The sequence below is a fragment of the Halocalculus aciditolerans genome (genome assembly GCF_014647475.1).
Classification (GTDB): domain Archaea; phylum Halobacteriota; class Halobacteria; order Halobacteriales; family Halobacteriaceae; genus Halocalculus; species Halocalculus aciditolerans.
In genome coordinates, this window is sequence record NZ_BMPG01000001.1 from 292,315 (window position 1) to 316,622 (window position 24,308).

Here is a 24,308-nt window from a genome sequence, read left to right on the forward strand (position 1 = left end):
CGCGGGTTCCTCGACCGGCTTCCGCTCTCCGCCGCCGCGACCAACCGCCATCCTCACCGCCTCCGCCGCCTACGCCTACCCCCCGCCCTCAAAATTGAACGCTACCGCGCGAACTAATTCCTGGTAACCCCGTTCTCCCTTCTCGCAACTCGGAACTCCTCTAGGACGCCCCTCGTGCTGTTCCGCGGGCCTGAGCTCCGTGATGACGCGGGCGGCCGTCAGGTCGCCCGTCTGCGTCCGCCCGCGGAAACGGGTGGGAATCTGCAAGGGGTAAACCGGCGCTTCGCGCCGGTTTAGGGCTCGCTAGAGTTCGCCTTTCGTGCTCGGCGTGTCGCTGCGGCGGTCGTCGATGCGGGTGGCGTCGTCGAGCGTGCGTGCGACGCCCTTGAACAGCGCCTCGATTTCGTGGTGGGCGTTCTGTCCGTCGATTTCGCAGTGGAGAGTGACGTCGGCGGCGTGCGCGAAGGAGCGGAAGAAGTGCGCGGCCATCACGCTCGTGAGCCCGCCGACGGTCTCCTGGCTGAAGTCACCTGAAAACTCGTAGAGCGGCCGACCGGAGACGTCGAGAACGACCGACGCCACGGCTTCGTCGAGGGGGACGCGGCGGTCGGCGAACCGGACGATGCCGCGTTTGTCGCCGAGCGCCTCCGCGAACGCCTCGCCGACGCAGATTCCCACGTCCTCGACCGTGTGGTGGTCGTCGATATCGAGGTCGCCGTCGCAGCGAACGGTGAGGTCGAACAGCCCGTGCTTCGCGAACGCGTCCAGCATGTGGTCGAAGAACCCGACACCCGTCTCCACGGTCGACTCGCCGTCGCCGTCGAGGTCGAGCGTCACCTGAATCTCCGTCTCCGCCGTCTCCCGCGACACCGCCGCCGTTCTCTCAGTCATGCCTTGTGGTGCGGCCGCCAGCCTACTTGGTGATTCGGTTCGCTGGAGTCGTGTTCGATCTATCTGGGCTTCTCGGGACCGCGGCTCTCACCGCTGTACGTGTTTTCGATGCTACTGAAGCCCCCGCCCCTTCGAGACCCACCCACGGCGGTTGGTCGATGCGCTGTCGCTTGCGGCTGGTCGGCCGGCTGTCGCTGGCGGTTGGTCGGCTGGCTATCGCTGGCGGGTGGTCGAGTCGGCGGCAAGAATCGGTGGTCGCGCGCTTAGGAGTCGTCGAGGGCGTCCATGGCGCTTCCGAGGGTGAACGCGCCCTCGTAGAGGGCGGTGCCGACGACGACGGCGGCCGCGCCGGCGTCGCGGAGGTCGATGATGTCGCGGACGGTGGCGACGCCGCCGGAGGCGACGACGGGGATGTCGACGGCGTCGACGACGCGCTCGACGACGTCGGTGCGCACGCCGTCTTCCGTGCCTTCGACGTCGACGTCGGTGAAGAGGATGCCCGCCGCGCCGAGGTCCTGATAGCGTTCGGCGGCCTCGGCGGGGTCGAGGCCCGTGCCTTCCGTCCAGCCGGAGACGACGACTTCGCCGTCCTTCGCGTCCAGTCCGACGAGCACGCCGTCGGGGTAGTCTTCGCTGATCTCCTCGACGAGCTCGGGGTTTTCGACCGCGGCCGTCCCGAGGATGACGCGGTCCACGCCGCGGTCGAGGAGCTCGCGGGCTTCGTCCGCCGTCCGGATGCCGCCGCCGACCTGCACGTCCACGTCCACGGCGTCGACGATGGCGTCGATGGCGTCGGCGTTCTGCCGCTCGCCCTCGAACGCACCATCGAGATCGACGAGGTGTAGCGTCTCCGCGCCCTCGTCCACCCAGCCCTCGGCGGCGTCCACGGGGTCGCCGTACCGCGTCTCCGTCCCTCGCTCCCCGCCGACGAGCTGGACGGCCTCCCCGTCCTGTACGTCCACCGCCGGCACGACCTCGAACGAATCGAACATACTCACCCATCGGCGGGTCGCGCGCCTAAGACTTCCGCCCGCCGGCGACGAGCCGGCTTCTCCTTCTCGTTGCTTCCCGTCGGGTTCAAACCACGGCGGGCCGAACCGACGTGTATGGAACTCCTCTTACTCGTCGGTCTCGCCGTCGCCGTCTTCGTCGGCTTCAACATCGGCGGGTCGTCTACCGGCGTCGCCTTCGGCCCCGCCGTCGGGTCGAAGACGGTGTCGAAGCTCGCCGCCGCCGCTCTCATGACCATCTTCGCCGTGCTCGGCGGCTGGACGGTCGGCCGAAACGTCATCAAGACCATGGGCGGCGAAATCGTCCCGCAGACCCAGTTCACGCTCGCCGCCAGCGTCGCCGTCCTCTTCTTCGTCGGCCTCGCCCTCCTCGTCTCCAACGTCTTCGGCGTCCCCGCCTCCACGTCCATGACCGCCGTCGGCTCCATCGCCGGCCTCGGCGTCGCCACCGGCACGCTCGACTGGGCCGTCATGGGCCGCATCGTCGTCTGGTGGCTCGTCGCCCCCATCCTCGCGTTCTGGCTCTGCGCGATGATCGGCCGCTACGCCTACCCCTACCTCGACACGTGGTTCCGCCTCGACGCCGGCGACGGCTTCCCGATCGTTCTCGACGGCCTCCGCCCCCGCATCCGCGACCGCGCCACCCCGCGCGAGGTCCTCGGCGCGATTCTCGTCGTCGTCATCGGCTGCTACATGGCCTTCTCCGCCGGCGCGTCCAACACCGCGAACGCCATCGCCCCCCTCGTCGGCAGCGGCGAACTCGCCGTCGAACCCGGCATCCTCCTCGCCGGCGCGGCCATCGGCGTCGGCGCGTTCACCATCGCCCGCCGCACCCTCGACACCGTCGGCAACGACCTCACCGATCTCCCGCTCCTCGCCGCCCTCATCGTCGAAGTCGTCTCCGCGAGCCTCATCACCTTCCTCTCCGTCATCGGTATCCCCGCCAGCCTCGCCGTCTCCGCGACCATGTGCATCGTCGGCCTCGGCTGGGGGCGCGCCACCCGCACCACGACCATCTCCGACGCCGTCAAAGGCGAAGGCGACGTCCAGGTGTCCGCCGCCGCCATCACCGCCGAACGCGAAGACCACGTCCCCAAGATGGGCGAGGAATCCCCGGACGAACTCACCGCCGGCGACCTCTTCGACCCCGCCACCACCGGCCGCGTCGTCGTCCTCTGGGTCCTCACCCCCTCGCTCGCCGCCGCCGGCGCGTACCTCCTCTTCACGCTCGTCCCGCTCGCCCCGCAGTGACGCACTAACTCGCTCCGTGGTGAATCAGCAATTATTTGCCTCGTGCGGGAGAACCGGCAGGTGATGCCGACCGTAGAATACCTCAACTACGAAGTGCTGGACGACCACGGCTGGGACATCGACGACGACGACCTCTTCGAGGCGGCCGCCGACGCCGACCTCGACGCCGAAGACTACGGCGAACTCGACGTCCCCGAGGGCGCGTACATCCTCGAAACGGCCGAAGCCCAGGGCTACGACTGGCCGTTCTCCTGCCGCGCCGGTGCGTGTGCGAACTGCGCGTCCATCCTCAAAGAGGGCGAAATCAACATGGACATGCAGCAGATCCTCTCCGACGAGGAGGTCGAAGAGAAGAACGTCCGCCTCACCTGCATCGGCTCCCCGGAGACCGAGGAAGTCAAAATCGTCTACAACGCGAAGCACCTCGACTACCTCCAGAACCGCGTCATCTAGAGGGGCCTTCCGCTCGATTCTCCCCGTTTCTTCGGCGCTCTCCCGGTCGGTAGCCACCGCACCGCCCTTCCGCGTCTGCTGGCGTCGCCACTTCTACGTTCGCCGTCGTCGCCTCCACGCGTGTCGTCGCCGCGGCGAGTGCGCCGTTCGCCGCGCTCAGATCCCCCAGATGGCGGCGATGCCGATGGTGGTGACGACGGAGAGGAGGAGCTGGAGGGGGCCGCCGACGCGGGCGTAGTCGGAGAATTTGTAGCCACCGGGGCCGTAGACGAAGAGGTTCGTCTGGTAGCCGACGGGCGTCATGAAGGCGGTGGAGGCGGCGAAGGTGACGGCGAGGACGAACGCGAAGGGGTTGCTGCCGACTTCGTGTGCGGTCTCGATGGCGACGGGAATCATGAGGACGACGGAGGCGTTGTTGCTGATGACGTTCGTGACGAGGCCGGTGAAGAGGTAGAACACCCAGAGCACGCCGATGACGGGGAGGTAGTTGCCGGTGAGTGCGACGAGGCTCCCGAGGAAGGTCGCCGCGCCCGTCTGTTCGAGGGCGATGCCGAGCGGGATGACGCCCGCGAGGAGGAAGATGACGCTCCAGTCGACGCCGTCGTAGATTTCGCCGGGTTTGACGACGCCGGTGACGACCATGGCGACGACGCCGGCGAGCGCGGTCTGGACGATGCTGAAGTCGAGCGCGGCGAGCGCGTCGACGCCGGTGAGGGAGGCGAGCATCGGCCAGGGGAGGCCGACGAAGCCGACGACGCCGAGGATGATGGCGACGGCGTGCGGGATTTTTCTGGTGCGGTAGTTCGGCGTCTCGGATTCGTGGGCGACGATGAAGTCGGAGTTGACTGAGAGGCGGTCGATGCTGTCCGCGGGCGCTTGGACGAGGAGGGTGTCGCCGACGCGGAGTTCGACGTCGTCGAGGCGCTGGCGGACGGTCTCCCCGCGCGAGCGGAACGCGAGGACGCTCGCGTCGTAGCGCTGCCGGAAGGAGGAGGTGGTGAGGGTTTCGCCGAGGAGGCTGGAGCCGGACTGGATGACGATTTCGACGAGCGTCTGGGCGTCCTCGTCGGCTTCGAGTTCCGCGTCCGTCGGCGGCGTGCCGACGAGGTCGAGGCCGTCGAGTTCGCGGAGCGCTTCCAGCGTCTCCCGGTCGGTGCGGACGGTGAGGATGTCGCGCGGGCGGATGCGTTTGCTCGCGATGCCCTCGAAGTACGTCTCGCTGTCGCGGACGAGCTGGATGATGTCGGCGTCGAAGCGGGATTCGTCGACGGCTTCCGCGACGGTCTTCCCGGCGATGGCGGCGTCCTCGCGGACGACGACTTCGGTGACGTAGTTCTGGAGCTGGTACTCCTCGATGTAGTCCTCCTTCGCGGGGACGCGTTCGGGGATGAGGCGGTGGCCGATCGTCATCAAGTAGATGGTGCCGGCGACGAGGACGATGAGGCCGAGGCCGGTGAAGGTGAACATGGAGAACCCGCGGCCGAGGAGGCGTTCGGCGACGTCGGACGCGAGGAGGTTCGTGGACGTCCCGATGAGCGTGAGCGTGCCGCCGAGCATCGAGGCGTAGGAGAGCGGGAGGAGGAGTTTCGACGGCGACGTGTTCCCCTTGTGCGCGAGGTCGGAGATGACGGGGACGAGGATGGCGACGACGGGCGTGTTGTTGATGAACCCGGAGACGGGGCCGGCGACGCCGACGGTCGCGCCGAGCTGTCTCAGTCGGCTGTCGCCGGCGAACGCCGCCATCTTCCGGCCGAGGATCTGAACGACCCCGGTCTGACTGATGCCCGTGCTGAGGATGAGCATCGCGAGGACGGCGACCGTCGCCGTGCTCGAGAAGCCCGAAATCCCCTCCTGTACGGACACTTCCGTCCACGGGAGGACGGTGAGCAGGACCATGATGAGGATGGCGGTGACGTCGATAGGGAGGAGCTCCGTGACGAAGAGAAAGAGCGCGAGCGCGACGACGCCGAACACGACCAGCATCCCGGTCGTGACCGGCGGCACCGCCGCGGCTTGCGCTGGGAGGAACGCGAGAACCATACGCCACCGGACTCACGCCTCCTACATAATCCTCGTGGGTAGCCTTCGCGTACGTTACCCCGTGGTTTTCCGAGGCGCGCGCTCGCGCGCAGTCAGTTAGCCGGCGAACGTCACCGAAGCGCGCCGTCCGCGAGCGGCGTTCTCGGCGGCTGCCACGAGAGAACTGGCCGGGTGCGATAGGACTAAGCCCTCCCGCGCCCCCTCGTGAGTGTGGCCGTCGCCACGCTCCCCGACCTCGCGCGCCTCCTCGTTCTCCCGGTGTTCGCGTGGGCGGCGTACCGCGACGTCCGCACGCGCCGCGTCCGCGACGAACTCTGGTACCCGCTCTACGCGCTCGGCGTCCTCCTCCTCCTCGTCGATTTCCTTCGGACGCCCGACTACGCGCGCCTCGCCTTCCTCGTCCGCGTCGCCGTCAGCCTCGCGCTCGTCCCGCTCGGCTTCGCCTTCTGGTACTTCGGGACGTTCGGCGGCGCGGACTTCAAGGCGCTCGCCGCGATGGGCGTTCTCCTCCCGACCTTCCCCTACTACTACCTCGGGGACACCGTCCTCCCGCTCGTGACGACGCCGCTCGGCGTCTTCTCGCTCTCCGCGCTCACGAACGCGATGCTCCTCACGCTCGCCTACCCCGGCCTCCTCGCCGTCGAGAACGCCGCCCGCGGGCGGTTCTCCCGCTGGATGGTCGTCGGCCGCGAAGTCGCCGTCGACCGCCTCCCCCGCCTCCACGGCAGCCTCCTCGAAGACGCCGACGGCTTCACGCGCGCCGGCCTCGACATCGACGCTCTCCGCATGTACCTCCGGTGGCGCGGCGTCACCCTCGACGGTCTCCGCGCCGACCCGTCGCTCCGCGACCCCGCCACGCTCCCCGCCGATCCGAACGACCCGACCGACGGCGCAGTACTGCCCGACGGCGGCGAACCGCTCGACGAGGCGGCCGAGCGCGACTCGGGCGCGCCGACCTACGACGACCCGTGGGGGGCGCGCGCCTTCCTCGACGACATCGAGGGCTCCGCGTACGGCACCGACCCGGAGACGCTCCGGCGCGCCCTCGACCTCCTCGTCGAACGCGACACCGTCTGGGTGACGCCCGGCCTCCCCTTCGTCGTCCCGCTCTTCGTCGGCCTCCTCGCCGCCTTCACCGCCGGCGACCTCCTCACCCTCCTCCTCAACGCCATCGCCGGGGGCTGACTCTCGGCCACCGTCGCCGTCGGCGTCGGCAGTAACGCCTTTGCCCGCCACTCCACTCGCTACAGGTATGACCGAGGACGCTCGCGTTGACGTCGACTTCGGCGAGGACGGACTCGTCCCCGTCGTCGCGCAGTCCGCCGCCGACGGCGAGGTGTTGATGCTCGCGTACGCGAACGAGGAAGCGCTCGACCGCACGCTCGAAACCGGCGAGGGCCACTACTACTCGCGCTCCCGCGACGAACTCTGGCACAAGGGGGCGTCCAGCGGCCACACCCAGACCGTCGAAGCGGTCCGCGTCGACTGCGACGCCGACGCCCTCCTCTACGTCGTCGAACAGGAAGGGGGCGCGTGCCACACCGGCTATCGCTCCTGCTTCCACCGCACCGTCGACGGTGAGACCGTCGGCGAGCGCGTCTTCGACCCGGACGAGGTCTACGACTGATGGCGTACGAGCACGTCTTCTTCCTCACCGCCGCCCTCGGCGTGTTCATGGCGTACTACGGCTACCGCCTCCGCCGCTATACGGAGACCATCGTCGACCGACAGAACGCGAACGACGAACGCGGCGACTGGTCGTTCGTCCGCGGCGGCGACGACGCCGGTGACCCGCCGGGCGGCGAACGCAGCACTGCGAGCGATGCCGATGCCGGGAGCGCCGGCGCGGGTGACGGCGCGGCGTCGGCGGAGCCGTCGCAGCCGCGGCCGCCGCGCGAGGACCGCATCGCCGCGAAGGAACGCCAGGGCTTCTGCTGGGCGGTGACGGGCGTCACGCTCGTCGTCGTCTCCGCCGCCGGCTACGTCGTGCTCTGAGGCGCGTCGGACAAGGCCTATGAGCGCGACGCCGCAAGAGCAGGTATATGGCCGCCCGCGACCGGGACGCCGCAGACATCGACGCGGACGCGCTCGTCGCGCGACTGTCGTCGGCCGCGCAGACGCTCGACGACCGCCGTGACGCCGTCGACGAACACGGCGAGGGGACCCTTCGGAGCCTCCGCGCCGCCCTCCGCGAGGTCGACGCCCTCTTCGAGCGCCACGAAGAGGACGCCACGGGCTACGGTGAGTTCGAGGCCTACCTCGCCTTCCAAGACGACCTCGTCGACACTGTGGAGGACCTCGACAGCGACCTACCGGAGCGCGACGCCTTCGAATCCCTCCTCGACCTCTTCAAGAAGCAGACGCTCTCACACGACGACTTCGACGCGGCGCGCGACCGCCTCGCGGACGCCCGCTCGCTCGCGGACACGCTCGACGCGCTCGACGACGCCCGCGACGCCTACGACGCCGCGCGCCGCGACGTGAAGCGCGCGCACGCCACGCTCACCGAGGAAACTGACAGACTCGAACGCCTCCAGCGCCTCGGCGACGCCGACCTCGACGCGCCCGTCGACGCCGTCCGCGACCCCCTCGAGACGTACAACGACCGCGTCCGCGACGCCTTCGCGGACTTCCGACGGGAGGCGTCCGCGCGCGAGGTCGTCGCGCTCGCCGACCGCGCCACCGCCTTCCCGCTCGTCGACCTCCCCGCGCCGCCGAGCGAACTCCGCGACTACCTCGCCAACCGCGAGGTCGGCGACCGCTCGCTCGCGGAACTCCGAGACTTCGCGGGGTACTCCCGGTCGAAACTCGACCACTACGTCGACGACCCGGCGACGCTGAAACGCGTCGTCGGCGGGAACACGAGCTTCCTCGACCGGCTCTCCGGGTCGCGGCTCACGCTCGACTGGCCGCCCGCCGAGCGCGGCGTCCTCCGCTATCGCACCCGCGAACTCATCTCCGTCGTCGACTCGTTCGCCGGCGCGGAGACGCTTACCGCCCTCCGCGACGTCCGGGACGCGACACGCCGCGACGACTACCCAGCGCTCCGGAACGCCGCCGTGGCGAACGCCGAACTCACCGACGAGGAACGCGAACGCGTCAGAACCGGGAGCGTCGCCGCCGAACTCGACGCCGCGCGCGACCGACGGAACCGCCTCGCCCGCGCGCTCGACGACTACCCAGCGCTCTAAGTCGCTCCTCACTCTCGAAAAACGGCGGCAGCCGGACCTCGGTGGTCCGGTCGTTGGTGTCCATCCCAACTCCCCTCGCGTGGCCGGATTTCGGACCGCTCCGTGAGCGGGTCGGCCGCCGCCTCCAGCCGTAGGCAGCGATAACACGCCCGGCGACGAGCAAGTGTCTTGTGGCACGGAACGCGCGCCAGTAGGCCGTTTTCAGCCCCGTTACTCGGCGTTTCGGACTGCTTCGCCGACGGCGTCGGCGAGGGTCGTGGCGCGGTCGCGGTCGCGGGCTTCCGCGTAGATGCGGACGACCGGCTCCGTCCCCGACGGCCGGACGAGCACCCACGCGTCCCCGTAGTCGAGGCGGTAGCCGTCGATGGTCGTCAGCTCCGCGTCCTGCTCGCGGGCGTAGGTCTCCGCGGCGTCCAGCATCGCTTCCCGCTCCGATTCGGCGTCGTACTCGACGTTCACGCGGACGTTCTCGTAGCCGCCGTAGGGCGCGACCGCCTCGCTCGCCGACTGCTCCACGAGGAGTTCGAGGAACTTCCCGGCGATGTACGCGCCGTCGCGGTTCAGGCGGTGGCCGGGGAAGATGACCCCGCCGTTCCCCTCGCCCGCCACGGGGACGGCGGCTCCCTCCGCCTGGAGCTCGCGGATGCGCGTCATGATGCGCGTGCTCCCGATGGGCGTCAGGTCGAGCGTCGCCCCGCGGTCGTCGCAGACGTCGACGAGCCGCTGACTGACGTTCACCGCGGAGACCACGACGTCGCCCGCGTCGAGTTCCGCGTCGGCGAGCGCCGCGAGCGTCGCGTCGCCCTCGATGTAGCCGCCCGTTTCGTCGTAGAAGATGGCGCGGTCGGCGTCGCCGTCGTGCGCGATGCCGACGTCCGCGTCCGCCGCGCGGACGAGCGCGCCGAGGTCCGCGAGGTTCTGCTCGACCGGCTCCGGGTCGCGGCCGGGGAAGTGGCCGTCCGGCTGGCTGTTCACCGTGACGACGTCGCAGCCGAGCCGCCGGAAGACCTCTGGGCTGGTGAGCGCGCCCGCGCCGTGCCCGGGGTCGAGCGCCACCGTCAGCCCCGCGCCCGCGATTGCGTCCCGGTCGAGGCGTTCGAGGAGTTCCTCGACGTACGCCTCGCGCACGCCGTCGACGGCGCGGTCGTCGCCCGTCACGTCCCACTGCACCGTCTCGAACTCGTCCGCTAAGAAGATGTTCTCGATGCGTTCGAGAGCGTCGACGGGGAGTTCGATGCCGTCCGCGCCGACGAGTTTCACGCCGTTGTACTCCGGCGGATTGTGCGACGCCGTAATCATCACCGCGGGGATTCCTTCGCGCTCCGCGTAGGACTGCGCCGCGGGCGTGGGGACGACGCCGAGCCGGTCCACGTCGGACCCGACCGCCGCCAGCCCCGCGGTCGCCGCGTTCGACAGCATCCGCCCCGTCGCCCGCGTGTCCCGCGCGACGCCGACGCGCTCCGCCCCCCAGAACGTCCCCGCCGCCCGCGCGACGTTCAGCGCGAACGTCGGCGTCAACTCCTCGTTCGCCACGCCGCGCGTCCCGCTCGACCCGAATACCTTCATATCCCACTCTCGACTCGCCGCGGCAAAGTGCGTTCCGTAACATCCCGACCGATTCCTTACGAGGCGTCGGGGTTTCGCGGACGCCGCCGCCCTCGACGGTGACCAGAAGGACCGCCGAATCGCCGTGCTACGCGTCGTGCGTGTGCGCCGTCCCGTTCTCGTGCGTGTGGTTCCCCGACGCGTTCCCGCCGCCGTGGTCGTGGCCCGCGCCGTGCCCGCGGTCGTTCTCGGGGTTCACGTCCGTGAGACTCACGAAGAACGCCTCGCCCTCGTACATGTACACGCTCCGGAAGCTCTCCCCGCAGTACTCCGCGAGCGCCGCGCCGAGCTCGTTCCCGGCCGACGCGGAGAGGTACGTCGGGTCCGCCCACTCGCCCCGCTGGTGGTCCGCCGCCCGCGAGAGCACCGTCTCCAGCTTCGGGTAGCCCTCGACGAACGACGATTCGAGCGCGCACCGTCGCTCCGTCGCGTCCGGGTCGGTCCGCATCGCGCGCAGCCGCCACTCGCCCGACGGCCCGAGCACGCTCGAACAGCCCGCGAGCGCGCCCGCCGCGCTCACCGCGCCCGCCGCGAGGAAGGTTCGTCGCCGCATCACTCGACACTCGGGAGTTCGACGGGATAGGGGTTCCGCAACGCTTTCACGCCGCGAGCGCCCTCTACGCCCATGAGCGACCATGACATCAGCCTGGACGAGAAACGCGTCTACGCGGGTGAATCCGGCGTCGAGACGGTGTTCGTCGCGGCCGACATGGGCGTCGCGTCCGTCTCCGTCTCCGGCCGACAGATCGGCCGGTTCGGCCTCGACCTCCAGTGCGAGGCCCGCGACGTCGCCGCCGGGAGCGGGAACGTCGCCGTCGCCGCCGCCGAAGGCGTCTTCGTCGACGACGGCCTCGACGCCGGCTTCCAAGACACCGGCTTCGGTCCCGCCACCGCCGTCACCGTCCACGACGGCGACGTCCTCGCCGCCGCCGACAACGGCATCGTCGCGCGATTCGACGGCGAATGGGCGAACGTCGGCCGCGTCGACGGCACCGTCCACGCTCTCGACGGCGACCTCGCCGCCACCGACGCCGGCGTCGTCCGCATCGCCGACGACCTCGAACCCGCCGGCCTCCGCGACGTCGCCGACGTCTCCCACGCCGGCGTCCCGCACGCCGCCGCCGCCGACGCCCTCTACAGACTCGGCAACGGGTGGCTCGACGTCGAAACTGGCGACTTCCGCCTCGTCGCCGCCGACCCAGACGACGCCGAACCCGGACGCGTCGGCCGCGCGCACGCCGCCACCACCGACACCCTCTACGAACACGACGACGGCGACTGGACGCCCCTCGAACTCCCCGTCGACGACACCCCCGCCGCCGTCGCCCACGGCGACTCGACCTACGTCGCCACCGGCGACGGCACGCTCTGCCTCCGCACCGACGACGGCGACTGGCGGCACCGAAGCCTCGGCCTCCGCGGCGTCACCGGCCTCGCCGTCCCTCGGTGACCGGCCCCGCCGTCCCCCAGTGACCGCATTGGGAAACGCCTAACCCCGTCCTCACCCACGACTCGCACATGATACTCAGCGCGTCCACCTCGCAGACGCTCGCCGCCGCCCTCGCGAGCGAACTCGACGAGGCCCTCGCCACGGTCGACTACGACCGCTTCCCCGACGGCGAACAACACCTCACGATCCCCACGCTCGACGGCGACCGCGCCGTCGTCGTCGCCTCGACCACCAGCGACGCCGCGCTCGTCCAACTCCTCCAACTCCAGGACGCCGCCCGCGAGGCCGGCGCGAGCGAGATTACCACCGTTCTCCCCTACATGGGGTACGCCCGCCAGGACGCCGCCTTCCACCCCGGCGAACCCGTCTCCGCCCGCGCCGTCGCCCGCGCCGTCTCCACCGGCACCGACCGCGTCGTCACCGTCAACGTCCACGAACCCGACGTCTGCGACTTCTTCACCGTCCCCGCCGAGAACGTCGACGCCGCCCCCCGCCTCGCCGACCCCCTCCCCTCCCTCCGCGACCCCGTCTTCCTCTCCCCCGACGAAGGTGCGCTCGCGCTCGCCACCGGCGTCCGCGACGCCTACGGCGGCGGCGAAGTCGACTACTTCCAGAAGACCCGCCACTCCGGCACCGACGTCGACGTCACCCCCAGCGACACCGTCGTCGACGGCCGCGACGTCGTCGTCGTCGACGACATCGTCGCCACCGGCAACACCATGAGCGAAGCCATCGGCTGCCTCGACGCCCCGAACCGCGTCTACGTCGCCACCGTCCACCCCCTCCTCGCCGGCAGCGCCCGCACCAAACTCGCCGCCGCCGGCGTCACCCAAATATACGGAACTGACACCATCGAACGCGCCGTCTCCGACGTTTCTGCTGCTCCTGCCGTCGCCGACGTCCTTCAGGACTAACGCTCTCCGGTTTTCTCGCTCCCCTTCTCGTCTCCCTCCGTCTACACACCCGATGGCTGCGGCCGACGACTGTTCTGACACTCCTAGCGACGTGTCGAAACGAAAACGGCGGAGAACGAGACCGGCCGGCTTACAGCTCTTTCACGGTGAGCGCCATGCGGACGCCGTCGACGTCCCACTCCTCGTGGTAGCCGTCCTCGACTTCGGTGAGGTCGCGGGCGCGGACTTCCTCGGTGATGAGGTCTTCGTACTCCGAGACGAGTTCGGCGACGCGCTCGTCGAAGATCATCACGTCGAGGTGGATTTCGGCGTCCATGTCGAGGTCGAGGTCCTTCCGCATCTCCTGGACGCGGCGGATGACCTCGCGGGCGTACCCCTCGGCCTCGACGTCCTCAGTGAGCTCGGTGTCGACGTAGACCGTGCCGCCGTCGAAGTCCGCGCCGTGGAGGTTATCGGGCGTCTCGACGACGAACTCCACCATCTCGTCGGTGAGTTCGACCTCCTCGCCGACGGCCTCGGACGCGACGTCTTCGAGCTCGTCGAGGCTCGGGCTGGTGACGTGCGCGTCGTTGAGCGCGTTCATCACTCGGCCGGCGTCGCCGCCGAAGGCCGGGCCGAGCACGCTCATGTCGGCGTTCGCCGAGTAGGCGAGCTCGCCGAAGTCCTCGTCGGCGTCGACGACCTCGACGCGCCGGGCGTTCAGGCGCTCGGCGACGAGACCGACCTGATCGCGGACGGCGTGCGCCACGTGGTCGTCCTCGGCGTCGACGACGACGCGCGTGACGGGCCAGCGGAGTTTTCGTCCCGCTTGCTGGCGGGCGTGACTCCCCGCCTCCTCCACCTGCCGAACCACGTCGATAGCGTCCTCCAGACCCGGCTGGCGGTAGCGCTCGTCGACCTCGGGGTAGTCCGCCATGTGGACCGTCGGGTGGCCCGAGTCGTCCGTGAGATACCCGTAGATTTCCTCGGAGGCGAACGGCGCGAACGGCGCGAGCAGGCGCACGACCTCCTCGAGGACCGTGTGGAGCGTGGCGTACGCCGCCGTCTTCCCCTCGCTCTCCGCGTCCTCCCAGACGCGGTCGCGAACGACCTGCACGTAGAACCGGGAGAGGTCGTCGACGACGAAGGAGAGGAGCTCGTCGAGCGCGCGGTGCTGCTCGCGGTCCTCCCACGCCTCCACCATCTCCGACTTCACCGCCTGGAGCCGGGAGAGCAGCCACTCGTCCTCGGTGAGCAGATCGAGGTCGTCGACGTCGGTGTTCTCTGGGTCGAACCCGTCCATCCGCATGTAGGGAAGCGGGAAGCGGAAGACGTTCCAGAGGATGTTCAGGTCGCGCTGGCGGTTCTCCGTCTCGTCCCAGGAGAACCGCATGTCCTCGCCCTGCGGGTTCACGCCGAGGAGGAAGAGGCGCATCGGGTCCGCGCCGTACTTCTCGATGACCTCCTGCGGCTCGATGGTGATGCCCTTCGACTTCGACATGCCGCGGCCGTCCGGCATGTTCGCGTACCCGTGCATGAGGACCTCCTTGTAGGGCACCTCGCCCATCGCGGCCGTCCCCATGCCGAGCTGGCTCCAGAACCAGCCGCGCGTCTGGTCGTGCGCCTCCATGATGAGGTCCGCCGGCCACAGCTCCTCGAAGTCCTCCTCGTTACTCGGGTAGTCGAGCGTCCCCCAGGAGGCCACGGAGGAGTCGAGCCAGACGTCGAAGACGTCCGGGACGCGCTCGTACGTCACGCCGTCTTTCGTGATGGTGACGTCGTCCACCGTCGGCTTGTGGAGGTCGACCTCGTCGGGGTCGAGGTCCTGGTCCGCGAGCTCGGCGAGCTCTTCCCGAGTGCCGACGACGATGCGGTTCTCGGGCTTCTCGCCCTTCGTCCCCTCGGCCACCCAGATGGGCACGGGAATCCCCCAGTAGCGCTGCCGGCTGACGTTCCAGTCCGGCGCGTTCTCGATGAAGTCGCGGAAGCGGTTGTCCCGCGCCCACTGCGGGTGCCACTCCGAATCCTCCATGTTCTCGATGAGCTCGTCTTTCACGTCCGTGATGGTGATGAACCACTGGTCCGTCGCCATCTGGAGGATCGGCGTGTCACACCGCCAGCAGTGGCCGTACGAGTGGTTTACTGTTCCCGACGCGAGCAGCAGGCCCTTCCGCGACAGGTCCTCCGTGATCGCCTCGTCGGCGTCCTTCACGAACTCGCCCGCGTACTTTCCGGCTTCCTCCGTGTAGACGCCGTCGCCGCCCACCGGACAGAAAATCGGCAGCCCGAGCTCCTCGCCGCGCTCGAAGTCCACCTCACCGTGCCCGGGCGCGGAGTGCACGAGGCCAGTTTCCTCGGCCTCGACGTAGTCCGCGTGGTAGACGCGGTGGACGTCCCGGCCCTCGGGGTTCTCCGGGACTTCCTCGCGGAGCGGATGCTCGTACTTCCACCCCAGCATCTCCGCGCCCAAGAAGGAGTCGAGGACCTCGTAATCGTCGTAATGCCCCTTCTTCAACACTTCTTCCACGCAGGCCTCCGCGACGACGAGGACCTCCGACTCGTCGCCCTTCTCCGCGCGAACCCGCTGGTACGTCATCTCCTCGTCGACGGCGACGAACTCGTTCGCCGGAATCGTCCACGGCGTCGTCGTGTAAATGACTACGGAGCCTTCCTCGTCCGCCAGCGGGAACTTGACGTATACCGTCGGGTCCTCGACGTCGTCGTACTCCACCTCGTTGTTCGCGATCGCCGTCTCACACCGCGGACACTGACTGATCGAGCGCTTCCCTCGGTCGACGAGGTCGCGCTCTGCCGCCCGCGAGAACGCCCACCACGCCGCCTCCATATACTCCGGCGAAACCGTCCGATAGGGGTTCTCCCAGTCCATCCACACGCCGAAGGACTGGAAGTCCGACTGGAGCCCTTCGAGCTGCTCGTCCGCGAACGACTTACACGCCTCGATGAACTCGTCGACGCCGTAGTCGAGGATGTCCTTCTTCGACTCGAACCCCAGCTGTTCCTCCACCTTCGTCTCGATGGGGAGGCCGTGCATGTCGTAGCCCGGCCGGTCCGTCACGTCGTACCCCTGCATCCGGTGATACCGGAGGTAGGCGTCCTTCAGCGTCTTGTTCCACGTCGTCCCCATGTGCGCCGCCCCCGACGTGTACGGCGGGCCGTCCACGAAGAAGAAGTCCTCACCGTCCTCCCGGTGCTCTACCGTCTTCTCGTACGCGTCGACGTCGTCCCAGTACGAGAACACCCGGTCCTCCACGCCCTCCGGGTCGTACTGGTCCGGCACATCGGCGAACCTGCTCATACCACCTCCCACTCACTCCCCGATAAAAGGATAACCGATAACACAGCAAGCCCTTTTCCGGGGCGCGTTGCGCCCCGGAAAACCCCTTGCAGATTCCCACCCCCGCCGCGGTCGGAGCGAGCTCCTCCCCGCTCGCGTTCGCTCTCGCTCACGCGAACGTCGGCTCACGCAGACGGGCGGCCTGACGGCCGCCCGCGTCATCACGCGGTCCGTCACCGCCCCAGCACCGCTCAGTACCGACCCAGCACCGTTTCCACACCGTCTCTGCACCGCTCCTACACCGCCTTCGCCCGCTCCCGCACCGCATCCGCACCCGTGCCGCTGCCGCCCCGCCGCCGACGTCGTCGTGTTTCGCGTTCGCGTTTCGGGTTCGTGTAGTCCGGCCACATTCCGGGCTGGCGGTCGGTTCAGATCCGCCAGCATTTCTTTTCGGCCAAAGTCACTTTAAGTCTTAACCGTGTCTCAGGGAGTAGAACTATGTCTGCGTTCGTCGCGCGCTCATCCGACGGCGCGCCGGCGGCCGGCGCGTCGACGGCCGCCACACAGCTCGCTCGCGAGGTGTCCGTATGAGTTCGACAGCACGGCTGAACGCCGTCCTCGTCGCAGCGCTCGTCCTCGTCTCCGTCGTCGCCGGCACCGTCGTCTTCACCGGCGCGGTCGCCGCGGCGAGCGGTGCGAACATCTCCGTTTCACCGAACGGCTCCGGGCAGGTCGCGAACACCGAAATCCGAGTGAGCCCGGACCAATCGTCCTCCGGGCAGAAAGGGAACTCACTGAGCAAGGTCTACGTCGACTACTCGACCGGGTCCAATCCGCCCGCGGACGCCAGTGACGTCGGGCTGTCCGACGTCACCGCCGCGTACGTCGTGAACAAGACGAGCGGCGACTACGTCACCGACCTCACGGACGACCTCGACGGCGTCTCGCACGGCCAGCAGGGCCACAAAATCTCCTTCTCGTTCAATAACTCGCGGACACTCGTCGGCGACGAAGTGTACGTCATCGAGTACGGGGGCGTGACGAACCCCGAAGCCGGCGACCACGCGGTCACCGTCGGCTTCAACTCGAACACGGGCGCGACCGCCTCGTACACGACCGTCGACGCGACGCCGCCCGCGGTGTCGGTTGACGCGAGCGCGAACGGCGCGGACGGCCAGCGCGTCGACGTGAACGTCACGAGCGACGAGGCGTTGAGCGCGCTCACCACGGACGTCACCGGGTCCGGCAGCACCGACACGACGCTCTCGCTCGGCGACTTCACGAACACGTCGTCGAACGGCGACTACACGTACAACTACACGGGCGCGGCGTCCGGACTCGACGGGGAGTACACGGCGACGGTGACGGACGCGGCGGACACGGCGGACCCCGCGAACCACATCGACGACTCGCCGAGCGACAGCGTGACCGTGAACACGGTTCCGGTCAGCGTCGACGGCGGGGCGACGACGAACGCGAGCGTCTCCGCGGGGGAGACGGTCGTGCAGTCCGTGACGGTGAACGTCTCGGACTACAGCGCGTACGGCGGTGACGACACGCTCTACGTGGACTTCGCGGACGGCGTCGACGTCTCCGTCCGAGACGTCTCGGCGGACGTCGGCGTCGCGGACTACGGCGCGAACGGGAACAACGTCTCTCTCCGGGTGGCGACGGGGAGCGGCGGCGGGACGACGGACGTCTCGGCGACGGTGAACGTCTCGGCGACGTACGACGCCGCCACGGAGGACAGCCACCGCCCGGTCGCGGCGACCGCCGTCGACTCCGACGGAGGGCGGGACGCCGACGCGAACGTCACGTTCGCCTCGGTGGCGGACAGCCCGTTCGACGTCACGAACTTCTCCCTCCATCAGGTCGACGGCACGCAGCGCGTGAACGTGACGTTCAACGCGACGGAGCCGCTCGACACGAGCCAGCTCTCCCTGCGCGGTGACGCGACGACGACCCTCGACCCGGACTACGAGATGACGGAGCACGGCCCGGACGACTACGCCTACACGGGCGAAGTCCACGCGGGCGAGGACGGGCGCTTCACGGCGACGCTCGACAGCGCGACGGACACCGACGGCGACGCCCTCTACGCCGACGGCGAGTCGACGCACGAGGACGCCGCCACGGTGAACGAGATCGGCATCGACGTGGTGGACGCGTCGGTGACGAACCGAACGGTCAGCGAGGATTCGACGGCGAACCACGACGTGACGGTGAACGTCGAGGGCGTGAGTCTCGACGGGCAGGCCGACCACGTCGAGGTCACGTTCCCGGACGCGCTCTCCGTCTCGGCGGCGAGCGCGAGCTCGCCCACGGCGGACGCGAGCGTGTCGGGAACGACGCTGGAAGACGCTGACGGCGACGGGTCGAAGCGCACGGTCGCGTTCGACGTCGCGACCGGCGACGGCGGCGGAACGACGAGCGTCTCGGTCACCGTCGACGCGGACCTCGCCTACCCCGACGGTACGGAAGGCGAGCGCTACCCCGTCGACGCGACCGCCGTTGACTCCGACGGCGACAGCGATTCGGAGACGAACCTCACGTACACGCGCGTCCGCGACACCGTCCCCGAGATCGCGAACTACACCGTCTCCGCGGACGGCCAAGACGTCGACGTGTCCTTCGACGCGTCGAAGCAACTCGCGTCCGCGACGGTCGAACTCGGCGGGGACGCCAGCGGAACGCTCTCCATCGGCTCCGGCCTCACGGAATCCGCGAACCGCGACGGCACCTACCGCTACACCGGAAACGTCTCGGAGGGCCAAGATGGGACGTTCTGGGCGAACCTCACGAGCGCGGCGGACGACGACGGCGACCAGACTGACACCTACGCGGCGAACGCGTCCGTGAACGCGGTCGCCATCGACGTCGTCGGCGGCAGTGTCTCGAACGCCTCCGTCCACCCGGCGACGACGGTGAGCGAGACCGTCTCGGTGGACGTGACGGGCGCGAGCCGCGACGGAGAGCGCGAGACGGTGACGCTGACGCTCCCGGACGCGATGGACGGGAACGTCACGGGCGTTCGCGCGACGACCGACGGCGCGACGGTCACCGGCTGGTCGCCGCAGGACGACTCGGCGGACAGCGCGGCGAGGGCGACGGTGGCGACGGGCGACGGCGGCGGGACGGCGGCGTTCTCGCTCGCGGTCGACGTCGAAACCACGTACCCCGAATCGACCGAGGGCGAGACGCTGGCGTTCACGGCGTCCGGGACGGACTCCGACGGCGACAGCGACACCGGCCAGTCCGTGGCGACCGTGACGGTCGTCGAGGAGACGCCGAAGATTACGAACTTCACGCTCGTCGCGGACGGGCAGGACGCCGACCTGGCGGTGAACGCGACGGAACCGCTCTCGACGCTCGACGTTTCCCTCTCCGGGGACGCGACGACGAGTTCGCTCTCGCGGAGCGACTTCGAGGCGGTGAACGCGTCCTCGCACAGCTACCGCGCGGACGTCTCGACGGGCGCTGACGGGACGTTCGAGGCGTCGCTCGCGGCGGAGGACGCCGCCGACGACGAGGGCCAGCACGTCGCGAGCGACCACAGCGACAGCCGACGCGTGAGCACGACGCGCGTCGCCGTGGTGGACGCGGCGGTGAACCGGACGAACGTCTCCGCGGAAACGGCGGTCGGCGAGACCGTCACCGTCGAGGTGGCGGACTACAGCCGCGACGGCGGCACGGACTCGCTCGCGGTCACGTTCCCCGCGAACGCCTCGGTCTCGAACCCGAGCGCGAGCGTGACAGCCGGGGCCGGGTCGGTCACCGACGCGACCGCGAACGCCCACTCGGTCACCGTCTCCCTCGACACCGGGAGCGCGCGCGGCACGACCGACGTGACCGTCGACGTCGCCGCGAAACTCGATATCCCCGACGCGGAAGGCCGCGACCTCGTGGTGAACGCGACCGCCGCGGACTCAGACGGCGACAGCGATGCACAGACGAATCTCACGCGCATCCACGTCACCGACACCGTCCCGGAGATTACGAACTACACTGTCTCAGCGGACGGCCAAGACGTCGACGTGTCGTTCGACGCGTCGAAGCAACTCGCGTCCGCGACAGTGGCGCTCGGCGGCGATACGTCGGGAACGCTCTCCATCGGCTCCGGCCTCACCGAGACGGCCAACGGCGACGGCACCTACCGCTACACCGGAAACGTCTCGGGAGGCCGGGATGGTGCGTTCTGGGCGAACCTCACGAGCGCGACGGACGACGACGGTGACGCGACCGACACCTACGCGGCGAACGCGTCGGTGAACGCGGTCGGTATCGACATCGTCGGCGGCGCGATTACGCCGGAGACGGTCGACGCCGACGCGACGGCGACGCAGGTCGTGACGGTGAACGCGACCGGCGTGAGCCGGGACGGCGAGGCAGACGCGCTCGCGGTCACGCTCCCGAACGCCACGACGCAGCTCCGGGTGGTGAACGCGAGCGTGAGCGCCGTCGCGAACACGACGACGGGCGTGAACGCGACGACCGACGCGACCGACGTGAACGCCACGACTGACGCGACTAACGCGGACGCCGTCGCCGCTTCGCTCGCCGGTAACGTCTCCGTCATCGACGGGGACGACGACGGGCACGCGACCACCGCGGTCGTCCCGGTCTCCGTCGGCGACGGCGGCGGCGCGGCCGACGTCTCCGTCACTGTCGCGGTCACGACGCACTACCCGGAGCGCGCCGGCGGCGCGCGCCTCCCCGTGACCGCGAGCGCCGCTGACTCCGACGGCGACACCGACAGCGCCGGCGACCTCGCGGACGTCTCCGTCGTCGCCGCCAGCACGCCCGACACCGGCGGCGGCGCGACCTACGTCTCCGACCCCGAACCGCCGGAGAAAGAGATGCGGATCAGCGTCCTCCGGCCGACCTCGACGAACACGACGGTCTTCGTCGCAAACTATCAGAACGGCACGACCGTCGACGTCCCCGTCCCCGGCATGAAACATCGGAACGAGACGGCCGTCGAACCGTCGAACGTCCGGCTCAGCGCGGCGAACGCCTCCGACGTCGGCGTCGTCTTCCGGCCGAACGCCACCGCCGCCGGGAGCGACCCGCTCACGACCGACGGCGTCGCACCCGTCGGCTACTTCGCCGTGAACACGACCCCGGATGCGGCCTTCGACGACGCCGACGTCAGCTTCAGCGTCGACACCGGGTACTTCTGGAACCCGACGCCCGCGACGACGACGCTCTACGCCTACGACGACGGGACGTGGACGCCGACGAACGCCACCACGAGCGCCGTCGAGAACGGGACGTTCACGTACACGACGCACACCACCGGGAACGAGACGTACGCCGTCGGCGTCGCCCGCGCGAACGTCGCTCTCCGCAACGCGACGCTCGCCACTGACGCCGTTGCGGCCGGCGAGAACGCGACCGTCACCGCCGTCGTCGAGAACACCGGCGACACCCGCGGCGTCTACTGGCTCGACGTCACCCTCAACGGCACGGAGCACACGCGGCGGTCCGTCGCCGTCGCCGCCGACACCACCGAACAGGTGACGCTCGCGTTCGACCCGCCCGGCGGCACGCACGCCGTCGCCGTGAACGGCCGCGCCGTCGGCAACCTCTCCGCCGCGCCCGACGCCGACGAGACCACGACGACACGGAACGAGACGACTGCGCAGAACCAGACGACGACCGACGCACCGACCACGACGGCGAATCAGACCGCGCCCGGCGAACCGACGACCGCGCAGAATCAGTCCACGACCACTCGGAGCGGGACCACGGTGGACGAGACCATCGACGCCGCCTCCGACCTCGTCTCCGACGCCGTCGACGCCGTCACCGACACGCTCGACGACCTCTTCTAGCTCGTCGTCGCCGCGCCGATTCCCGTCTTCGCCGCGGCGCTCGACGCGAGTTTGACGCCGGCGACGAGCGCGAGCACGCCCATGTAGCCGAACCACGCCGCGAGCAGCGTCGGCCCGCCGTGATTCACCGTCGCGAGACTCATCGACCCTGCCTCCAGACCGATACCCGCCGTCACCGCCGCGAGCACCGCGTACACCACCGGGACGAGCGCGTCGAACGCGTCCACGAGGAGTTCGAGCATACTCAGCGTTCGGCACCCGGCGCTCAAAGCCCTTTTCGTCCGTTCACGATGGCGGTCAGAAGAAAAAACACATAGTGTCGAATCCCGAAGGGGAGTGTATATGGGACGCTATGGCTCAATCGATTACCCGGCCGTCGTGAAAACCGGAACGCTCGCCAGTCTCGCGCTCGTCGCCATCGGCTTCGCCGGCGCGGCGCTCGGCGCGAGCACCCTCCCCGCGTGGTCCGTCAGCCTCTTCACCGACGCCGAAGCCGTCGGCGCGCTCGGCGTGCTCTTCGTTCCGTTCGTCTTCGGCGTCGTCCTCCCGCTCACCGAGTAGGGACCAAGTTTCATACTCGCCGCGCACGACGACTCAGCCATGAGCGACGACTGCATCTTCTGCGCCATCGCCGACGGCGACATCCCCGGTCGCATCGTCCACGAGACCGACACCACGCTCGCGTTCCTCGACGCGAACCCGCTCGCCCCCGGCCACACGCTCGTAATTCCGAAAGCCCACCACGAACGCCTCAACGACACGCCGCCCGAACTCGCCGCCGACGTCATGACCGCGCTCCGCGAGGTCACCATCGCCGTCGAGGCCGCCGTCGACGCCGACGCCTCCAACGTCGCGTTCAACAACGGCGAAGCCGCCGGCCAGGAAGTCCCGCACCTCCACGGCCACGTCATCCCGCGCTTCGAGAACGACGGCGGCCACCCCATCCACGCTATCGCCGGCGACACCCCCGACTTCGACGACGACGAACTCGACGCCATCGCCGCCGACGTCGAAGCCGAACTCTGACCGCGACGCCGAAGCCGGCGTTCGCCGCTCGATTCGTGCCAAGCTTCTAATACCCGGACCGGACCAGCAGTGGCTATGCCTCGAACTGCCGCGGTCGTCGGGACGGCGGGCGGCGTCGGTGCGACGCGACTCGCCGTCGAGTCCGCCGCCTCGCTCGCCGCCGCCGGCCGCGACGCCGCCGTCGTCGACGTCGCGTTCGCCACGCAGGGTCTCGCGCGCCACGTCGACGGCCGCATCGACGCCGACACCGCCGCCCTCCTCGCTGACTCCGCTCGCCCGGCCGCGGACGCCGCACACGAACTCGACATCGACACGCCCGGGTCGGTGACGCTCTACCCGACGTACGCGCCGTTCACGACGCTCGCGTCCGCGAGCGCGCCGAACGCCGCCGCGACGCTCGGCGACCGACTCGACGAACTCGACGCCGACCACGTGCTCGTCGACACGCCGCCCGTCCTCGCCAACCCCGCCATCGCCAGCGTCGACGCCGCCGACGCCGTCGCGCTCGTCGCACCCGGCGGCGAACGCGGCGCCGACGCCGTCGCGCGCACCCGCGGCCGCCTCGCCGACGTCGACGCCAGCGCCGACCTCCTCGTCGCCAACCGCGCGCCCGACACGCCGCTCGACGCCGACGTCGCGATCCCGACCGCCGACGCCGCCGATACCGAACGGTTCGCCTACGAGACGCCGCGCGCTCCCTTCTCCCTCGCCGTCGGCGAACTCGCCGAAGCGCTCTTCGACGTCGACCTCGCGCTCCCCGACGAGCCCGGACTCGTCGACCGCGCGAAAACCGCGCTCAAGTAGTCAGCCGAGGTCCGTCGGGAGCGTGTCCGCGAGCGCGTCCCGCTTCGCCACCGCCGCGTCCCCGCCGAGCGCCACCCCGTTCGCCACCGCCCGCGCCCCCGGCAGCGGGTCGTGTGTCTCCACGTAGACGCCGAGCGCGAACTCGGCCTCCTCGCAGCCCGCGAGCTCGACCGCGTCCGTCCGCGACAGTCGACCGTCGAGCCAGTCGCGGACGACCTCGCGGGCGAGCGGCGAGAGCGGCGTGATACCCTCGACGCCGAGTAAGTGGAGCGTCTTCGCGGCGGTCGTCGGCGGCACGCCCGCCGCCGACGCCGCACCGCCGACACTGGTCCCGCCGCCGTAGCCGTCGAGGAGCGCCGCCGCCGCGTCCAGCGAGCACGGCAGGTCCTCTGCGTACGGCGCGAGGCGCTCCGCGAGCGGCGTGTCCCGCGCGTCCACCGTCGCCACGCCGCGGTCCTCCTGCCGCGCCGTCACTTCCAGACCGGCTGCCAGGTCCGCGAGTCCCATACGCACGTCTGTCCGCCCTCTGGTACTTGAACGCTCGTCCCGGCTCGACGCGCGACGA

General features: G+C 69.8%; 20 protein-coding genes. 12 read left to right on the forward strand and 8 right to left on the reverse strand.

Translation table 11 applies throughout. The features are described 5' to 3' along the window. Positions 1-303: 303 nt before the first annotated feature. A complete protein-coding gene (hisB, locus tag IEY26_RS01435) occupies positions 304-891 on the reverse strand; it encodes an imidazoleglycerol-phosphate dehydratase HisB (RefSeq protein ID WP_188975110.1) in 588 nt (195 codons plus the stop codon). 263 nt (positions 892-1,154) lie between these two features. Then, a complete protein-coding gene (gene hisA / locus IEY26_RS01440; protein WP_188975112.1) occupies positions 1,155-1,883 on the reverse strand; it encodes a 1-(5-phosphoribosyl)-5-[(5-phosphoribosylamino)methylideneamino]imidazole-4-carboxamide isomerase in 729 nt (242 codons plus the stop codon). Positions 1,884-1,997: 114 nt separating this feature from the next. Between hisA and IEY26_RS01445 the strand changes: the two genes are divergently transcribed. Then, positions 1,998-3,152 carry an inorganic phosphate transporter gene (locus IEY26_RS01445; RefSeq protein ID WP_188975114.1) on the forward strand — a complete coding sequence of 385 codons (1,155 nt, stop codon included), beginning with the start codon at positions 1,998-2,000 and terminating at the stop codon, positions 3,150-3,152. 63 nt (positions 3,153-3,215) lie between these two features. Next, a complete protein-coding gene (gene fer / locus IEY26_RS01450; RefSeq protein WP_188975116.1) occupies positions 3,216-3,605 on the forward strand; it encodes a ferredoxin Fer in 390 nt (129 codons plus the stop codon). A gap of 156 nt (positions 3,606-3,761) precedes the next feature. Here the strand turns inward: fer and IEY26_RS01455 are convergent, their stop codons facing one another. Beyond that, positions 3,762-5,645, reverse strand: coding sequence for an SLC13 family permease (locus tag IEY26_RS01455; RefSeq protein ID WP_394354821.1), 1,884 nt, complete (start codon positions 5,643-5,645; stop codon positions 3,762-3,764). 210 nt (positions 5,646-5,855) lie between these two features. Between IEY26_RS01455 and IEY26_RS01460 the strand changes: the two genes are divergently transcribed. The 4 genes from IEY26_RS01460 to IEY26_RS01475 all read left to right on the forward strand — a co-directional run bounded on the left by IEY26_RS01460 (position 5,856) and on the right by IEY26_RS01475 (position 8,836). Next, positions 5,856-6,830 (forward strand): prepilin peptidase, encoded by a 975-nt coding sequence (locus tag IEY26_RS01460; protein ID WP_229773883.1) that lies wholly within the window; start codon positions 5,856-5,858, stop codon positions 6,828-6,830. 67 nt (positions 6,831-6,897) lie between these two features. After that, positions 6,898-7,272 (forward strand): phosphoribosyl-AMP cyclohydrolase, encoded by a 375-nt coding sequence (hisI, locus tag IEY26_RS01465; RefSeq protein ID WP_188975120.1) that lies wholly within the window; start codon positions 6,898-6,900, stop codon positions 7,270-7,272. Next, the gene (locus tag IEY26_RS01470) at positions 7,272-7,640 is read left to right on the forward strand and encodes a hypothetical protein (RefSeq protein ID WP_188975122.1); all 369 of its coding nucleotides are present in this window, start codon (positions 7,272-7,274) and stop codon (positions 7,638-7,640) included. The genes hisI and IEY26_RS01470 overlap by 1 nt, the downstream gene beginning before the upstream one ends. A gap of 47 nt (positions 7,641-7,687) precedes the next feature. Further along, positions 7,688-8,836 (forward strand): DUF7118 family protein, encoded by a 1,149-nt coding sequence (locus tag IEY26_RS01475; protein WP_188975124.1) that lies wholly within the window; start codon positions 7,688-7,690, stop codon positions 8,834-8,836. 210 nt (positions 8,837-9,046) lie between these two features. Here the strand turns inward: IEY26_RS01475 and glmM are convergent, their stop codons facing one another. Beyond that, on the reverse strand, positions 9,047-10,402 hold the full coding sequence (gene glmM, locus IEY26_RS01480) for a phosphoglucosamine mutase (RefSeq protein WP_188975126.1): 1,356 nt from the start codon (positions 10,400-10,402) through the stop codon (positions 9,047-9,049). A gap of 127 nt (positions 10,403-10,529) precedes the next feature. Continuing rightward, the gene (locus IEY26_RS01485) at positions 10,530-10,994 is read right to left on the reverse strand and encodes a hypothetical protein (protein WP_188975128.1); all 465 of its coding nucleotides are present in this window, start codon (positions 10,992-10,994) and stop codon (positions 10,530-10,532) included. Between the two features lie 72 nt (positions 10,995-11,066). On the opposite strand from IEY26_RS01485, the gene IEY26_RS01490 reads away from it, so the two are divergent. Continuing rightward, positions 11,067-11,891 (forward strand): HVO_0234 family beta-propeller protein, encoded by an 825-nt coding sequence (locus IEY26_RS01490; protein WP_188975130.1) that lies wholly within the window; start codon positions 11,067-11,069, stop codon positions 11,889-11,891. 68 nt (positions 11,892-11,959) lie between these two features. Next, a complete protein-coding gene (gene prs, locus IEY26_RS01495; protein ID WP_188975133.1) occupies positions 11,960-12,805 on the forward strand; it encodes a ribose-phosphate diphosphokinase in 846 nt (281 codons plus the stop codon). A 130-nt stretch (positions 12,806-12,935) separates the two neighbouring features. On the opposite strand, the gene ileS is transcribed toward prs, so the two are convergent. After that, positions 12,936-16,100: an isoleucine--tRNA ligase gene (ileS, locus tag IEY26_RS01500; RefSeq protein ID WP_188975135.1), complete on the reverse strand. Its 3,165-nt coding sequence runs from the start codon at positions 16,098-16,100 to the stop codon at positions 12,936-12,938. Positions 16,101-16,666: 566 nt separating this feature from the next. On the opposite strand from ileS, the gene IEY26_RS01505 reads away from it, so the two are divergent. After that, entirely contained in the window at positions 16,667-21,913 is a 5,247-nt protein-coding gene (locus tag IEY26_RS01505; protein WP_188975137.1) for a beta strand repeat-containing protein, read from the forward strand. Here the strand turns inward: IEY26_RS01505 and IEY26_RS01510 are convergent. After that, positions 21,910-22,155 carry a hypothetical protein gene (locus tag IEY26_RS01510; RefSeq protein WP_188975139.1) on the reverse strand — a complete coding sequence of 82 codons (246 nt, stop codon included), beginning with the start codon at positions 22,153-22,155 and terminating at the stop codon, positions 21,910-21,912. The two genes, IEY26_RS01505 and IEY26_RS01510, sit on opposite strands and share 4 nt — an antisense overlap. A gap of 100 nt (positions 22,156-22,255) precedes the next feature. On the opposite strand from IEY26_RS01510, the gene IEY26_RS01515 reads away from it, so the two are divergent. The 3 genes from IEY26_RS01515 to IEY26_RS01525 all read left to right on the forward strand — a co-directional run bounded on the left by IEY26_RS01515 (position 22,256) and on the right by IEY26_RS01525 (position 23,743). Then, the gene (locus tag IEY26_RS01515) at positions 22,256-22,474 is read left to right on the forward strand and encodes a DUF7860 family protein (protein WP_188975141.1); all 219 of its coding nucleotides are present in this window, start codon (positions 22,256-22,258) and stop codon (positions 22,472-22,474) included. Between the two features lie 39 nt (positions 22,475-22,513). Further along, complete coding sequence (locus IEY26_RS01520; RefSeq protein WP_188975143.1) at positions 22,514-22,939, forward strand: HIT family protein; 426 nt, start codon at positions 22,514-22,516, stop codon at positions 22,937-22,939. Between the two features lie 75 nt (positions 22,940-23,014). Beyond that, a complete protein-coding gene (locus tag IEY26_RS01525; RefSeq protein ID WP_188975145.1) occupies positions 23,015-23,743 on the forward strand; it encodes a ParA family protein in 729 nt (242 codons plus the stop codon). Here IEY26_RS01525 and IEY26_RS01530 read toward each other — a convergent pair whose 3' ends face one another. Continuing rightward, positions 23,744-24,250, reverse strand: coding sequence for a DUF7858 family protein (locus IEY26_RS01530; protein ID WP_188975147.1), 507 nt, complete (start codon positions 24,248-24,250; stop codon positions 23,744-23,746). Between the last annotated feature and the right edge of the window lie 58 nt (positions 24,251-24,308).

Bases quoted from the DNA above. Each gene is read 5' to 3' on its own strand.
- hisB (WP_188975110.1), bottom strand. From the start codon at position 891: ATGACTGAGAGAACGGCGGCGGTGTCGCGGGAGACGGCGGAGACGGAG.
- IEY26_RS01470 (WP_188975122.1), top strand. From the start codon at position 7,272: ATGGCGTACGAGCACGTCTTCTTCCTCACCGCCGCCCTCGGCGTGTTC.
- fer (WP_188975116.1), top strand. From the start codon at position 3,216: ATGCCGACCGTAGAATACCTCAACTACGAAGTGCTGGACGACCACGGC.
- ileS (WP_188975135.1), bottom strand. From the start codon at position 16,100: ATGAGCAGGTTCGCCGATGTGCCGGACCAGTACGACCCGGAGGGCGTG.
- IEY26_RS01510 (WP_188975139.1), bottom strand. From the start codon at position 22,155: ATGCTCGAACTCCTCGTGGACGCGTTCGACGCGCTCGTCCCGGTGGTG.
- IEY26_RS01455 (WP_394354821.1), bottom strand. From the start codon at position 5,645: ATGGTTCTCGCGTTCCTCCCAGCGCAAGCCGCGGCGGTGCCGCCGGTC.
- IEY26_RS01530 (WP_188975147.1), bottom strand. From the start codon at position 24,250: ATGGGACTCGCGGACCTGGCAGCCGGTCTGGAAGTGACGGCGCGGCAG.
- IEY26_RS01525 (WP_188975145.1), top strand. From the start codon at position 23,015: ATGCCTCGAACTGCCGCGGTCGTCGGGACGGCGGGCGGCGTCGGTGCG.
- IEY26_RS01520 (WP_188975143.1), top strand. From the start codon at position 22,514: ATGAGCGACGACTGCATCTTCTGCGCCATCGCCGACGGCGACATCCCC.
- IEY26_RS01515 (WP_188975141.1), top strand. From the start codon at position 22,256: ATGGGACGCTATGGCTCAATCGATTACCCGGCCGTCGTGAAAACCGGA.
- prs (WP_188975133.1), top strand. From the start codon at position 11,960: ATGATACTCAGCGCGTCCACCTCGCAGACGCTCGCCGCCGCCCTCGCG.
- IEY26_RS01485 (WP_188975128.1), bottom strand. From the start codon at position 10,994: ATGCGGCGACGAACCTTCCTCGCGGCGGGCGCGGTGAGCGCGGCGGGC.
- hisA (WP_188975112.1), bottom strand. From the start codon at position 1,883: ATGTTCGATTCGTTCGAGGTCGTGCCGGCGGTGGACGTACAGGACGGG.
- IEY26_RS01490 (WP_188975130.1), top strand. From the start codon at position 11,067: ATGAGCGACCATGACATCAGCCTGGACGAGAAACGCGTCTACGCGGGT.
- IEY26_RS01475 (WP_188975124.1), top strand. From the start codon at position 7,688: ATGGCCGCCCGCGACCGGGACGCCGCAGACATCGACGCGGACGCGCTC.
- glmM (WP_188975126.1), bottom strand. From the start codon at position 10,402: ATGAAGGTATTCGGGTCGAGCGGGACGCGCGGCGTGGCGAACGAGGAG.
- IEY26_RS01445 (WP_188975114.1), top strand. From the start codon at position 1,998: ATGGAACTCCTCTTACTCGTCGGTCTCGCCGTCGCCGTCTTCGTCGGC.
- IEY26_RS01505 (WP_188975137.1), top strand. From the start codon at position 16,667: ATGAGTTCGACAGCACGGCTGAACGCCGTCCTCGTCGCAGCGCTCGTC.
- hisI (WP_188975120.1), top strand. From the start codon at position 6,898: ATGACCGAGGACGCTCGCGTTGACGTCGACTTCGGCGAGGACGGACTC.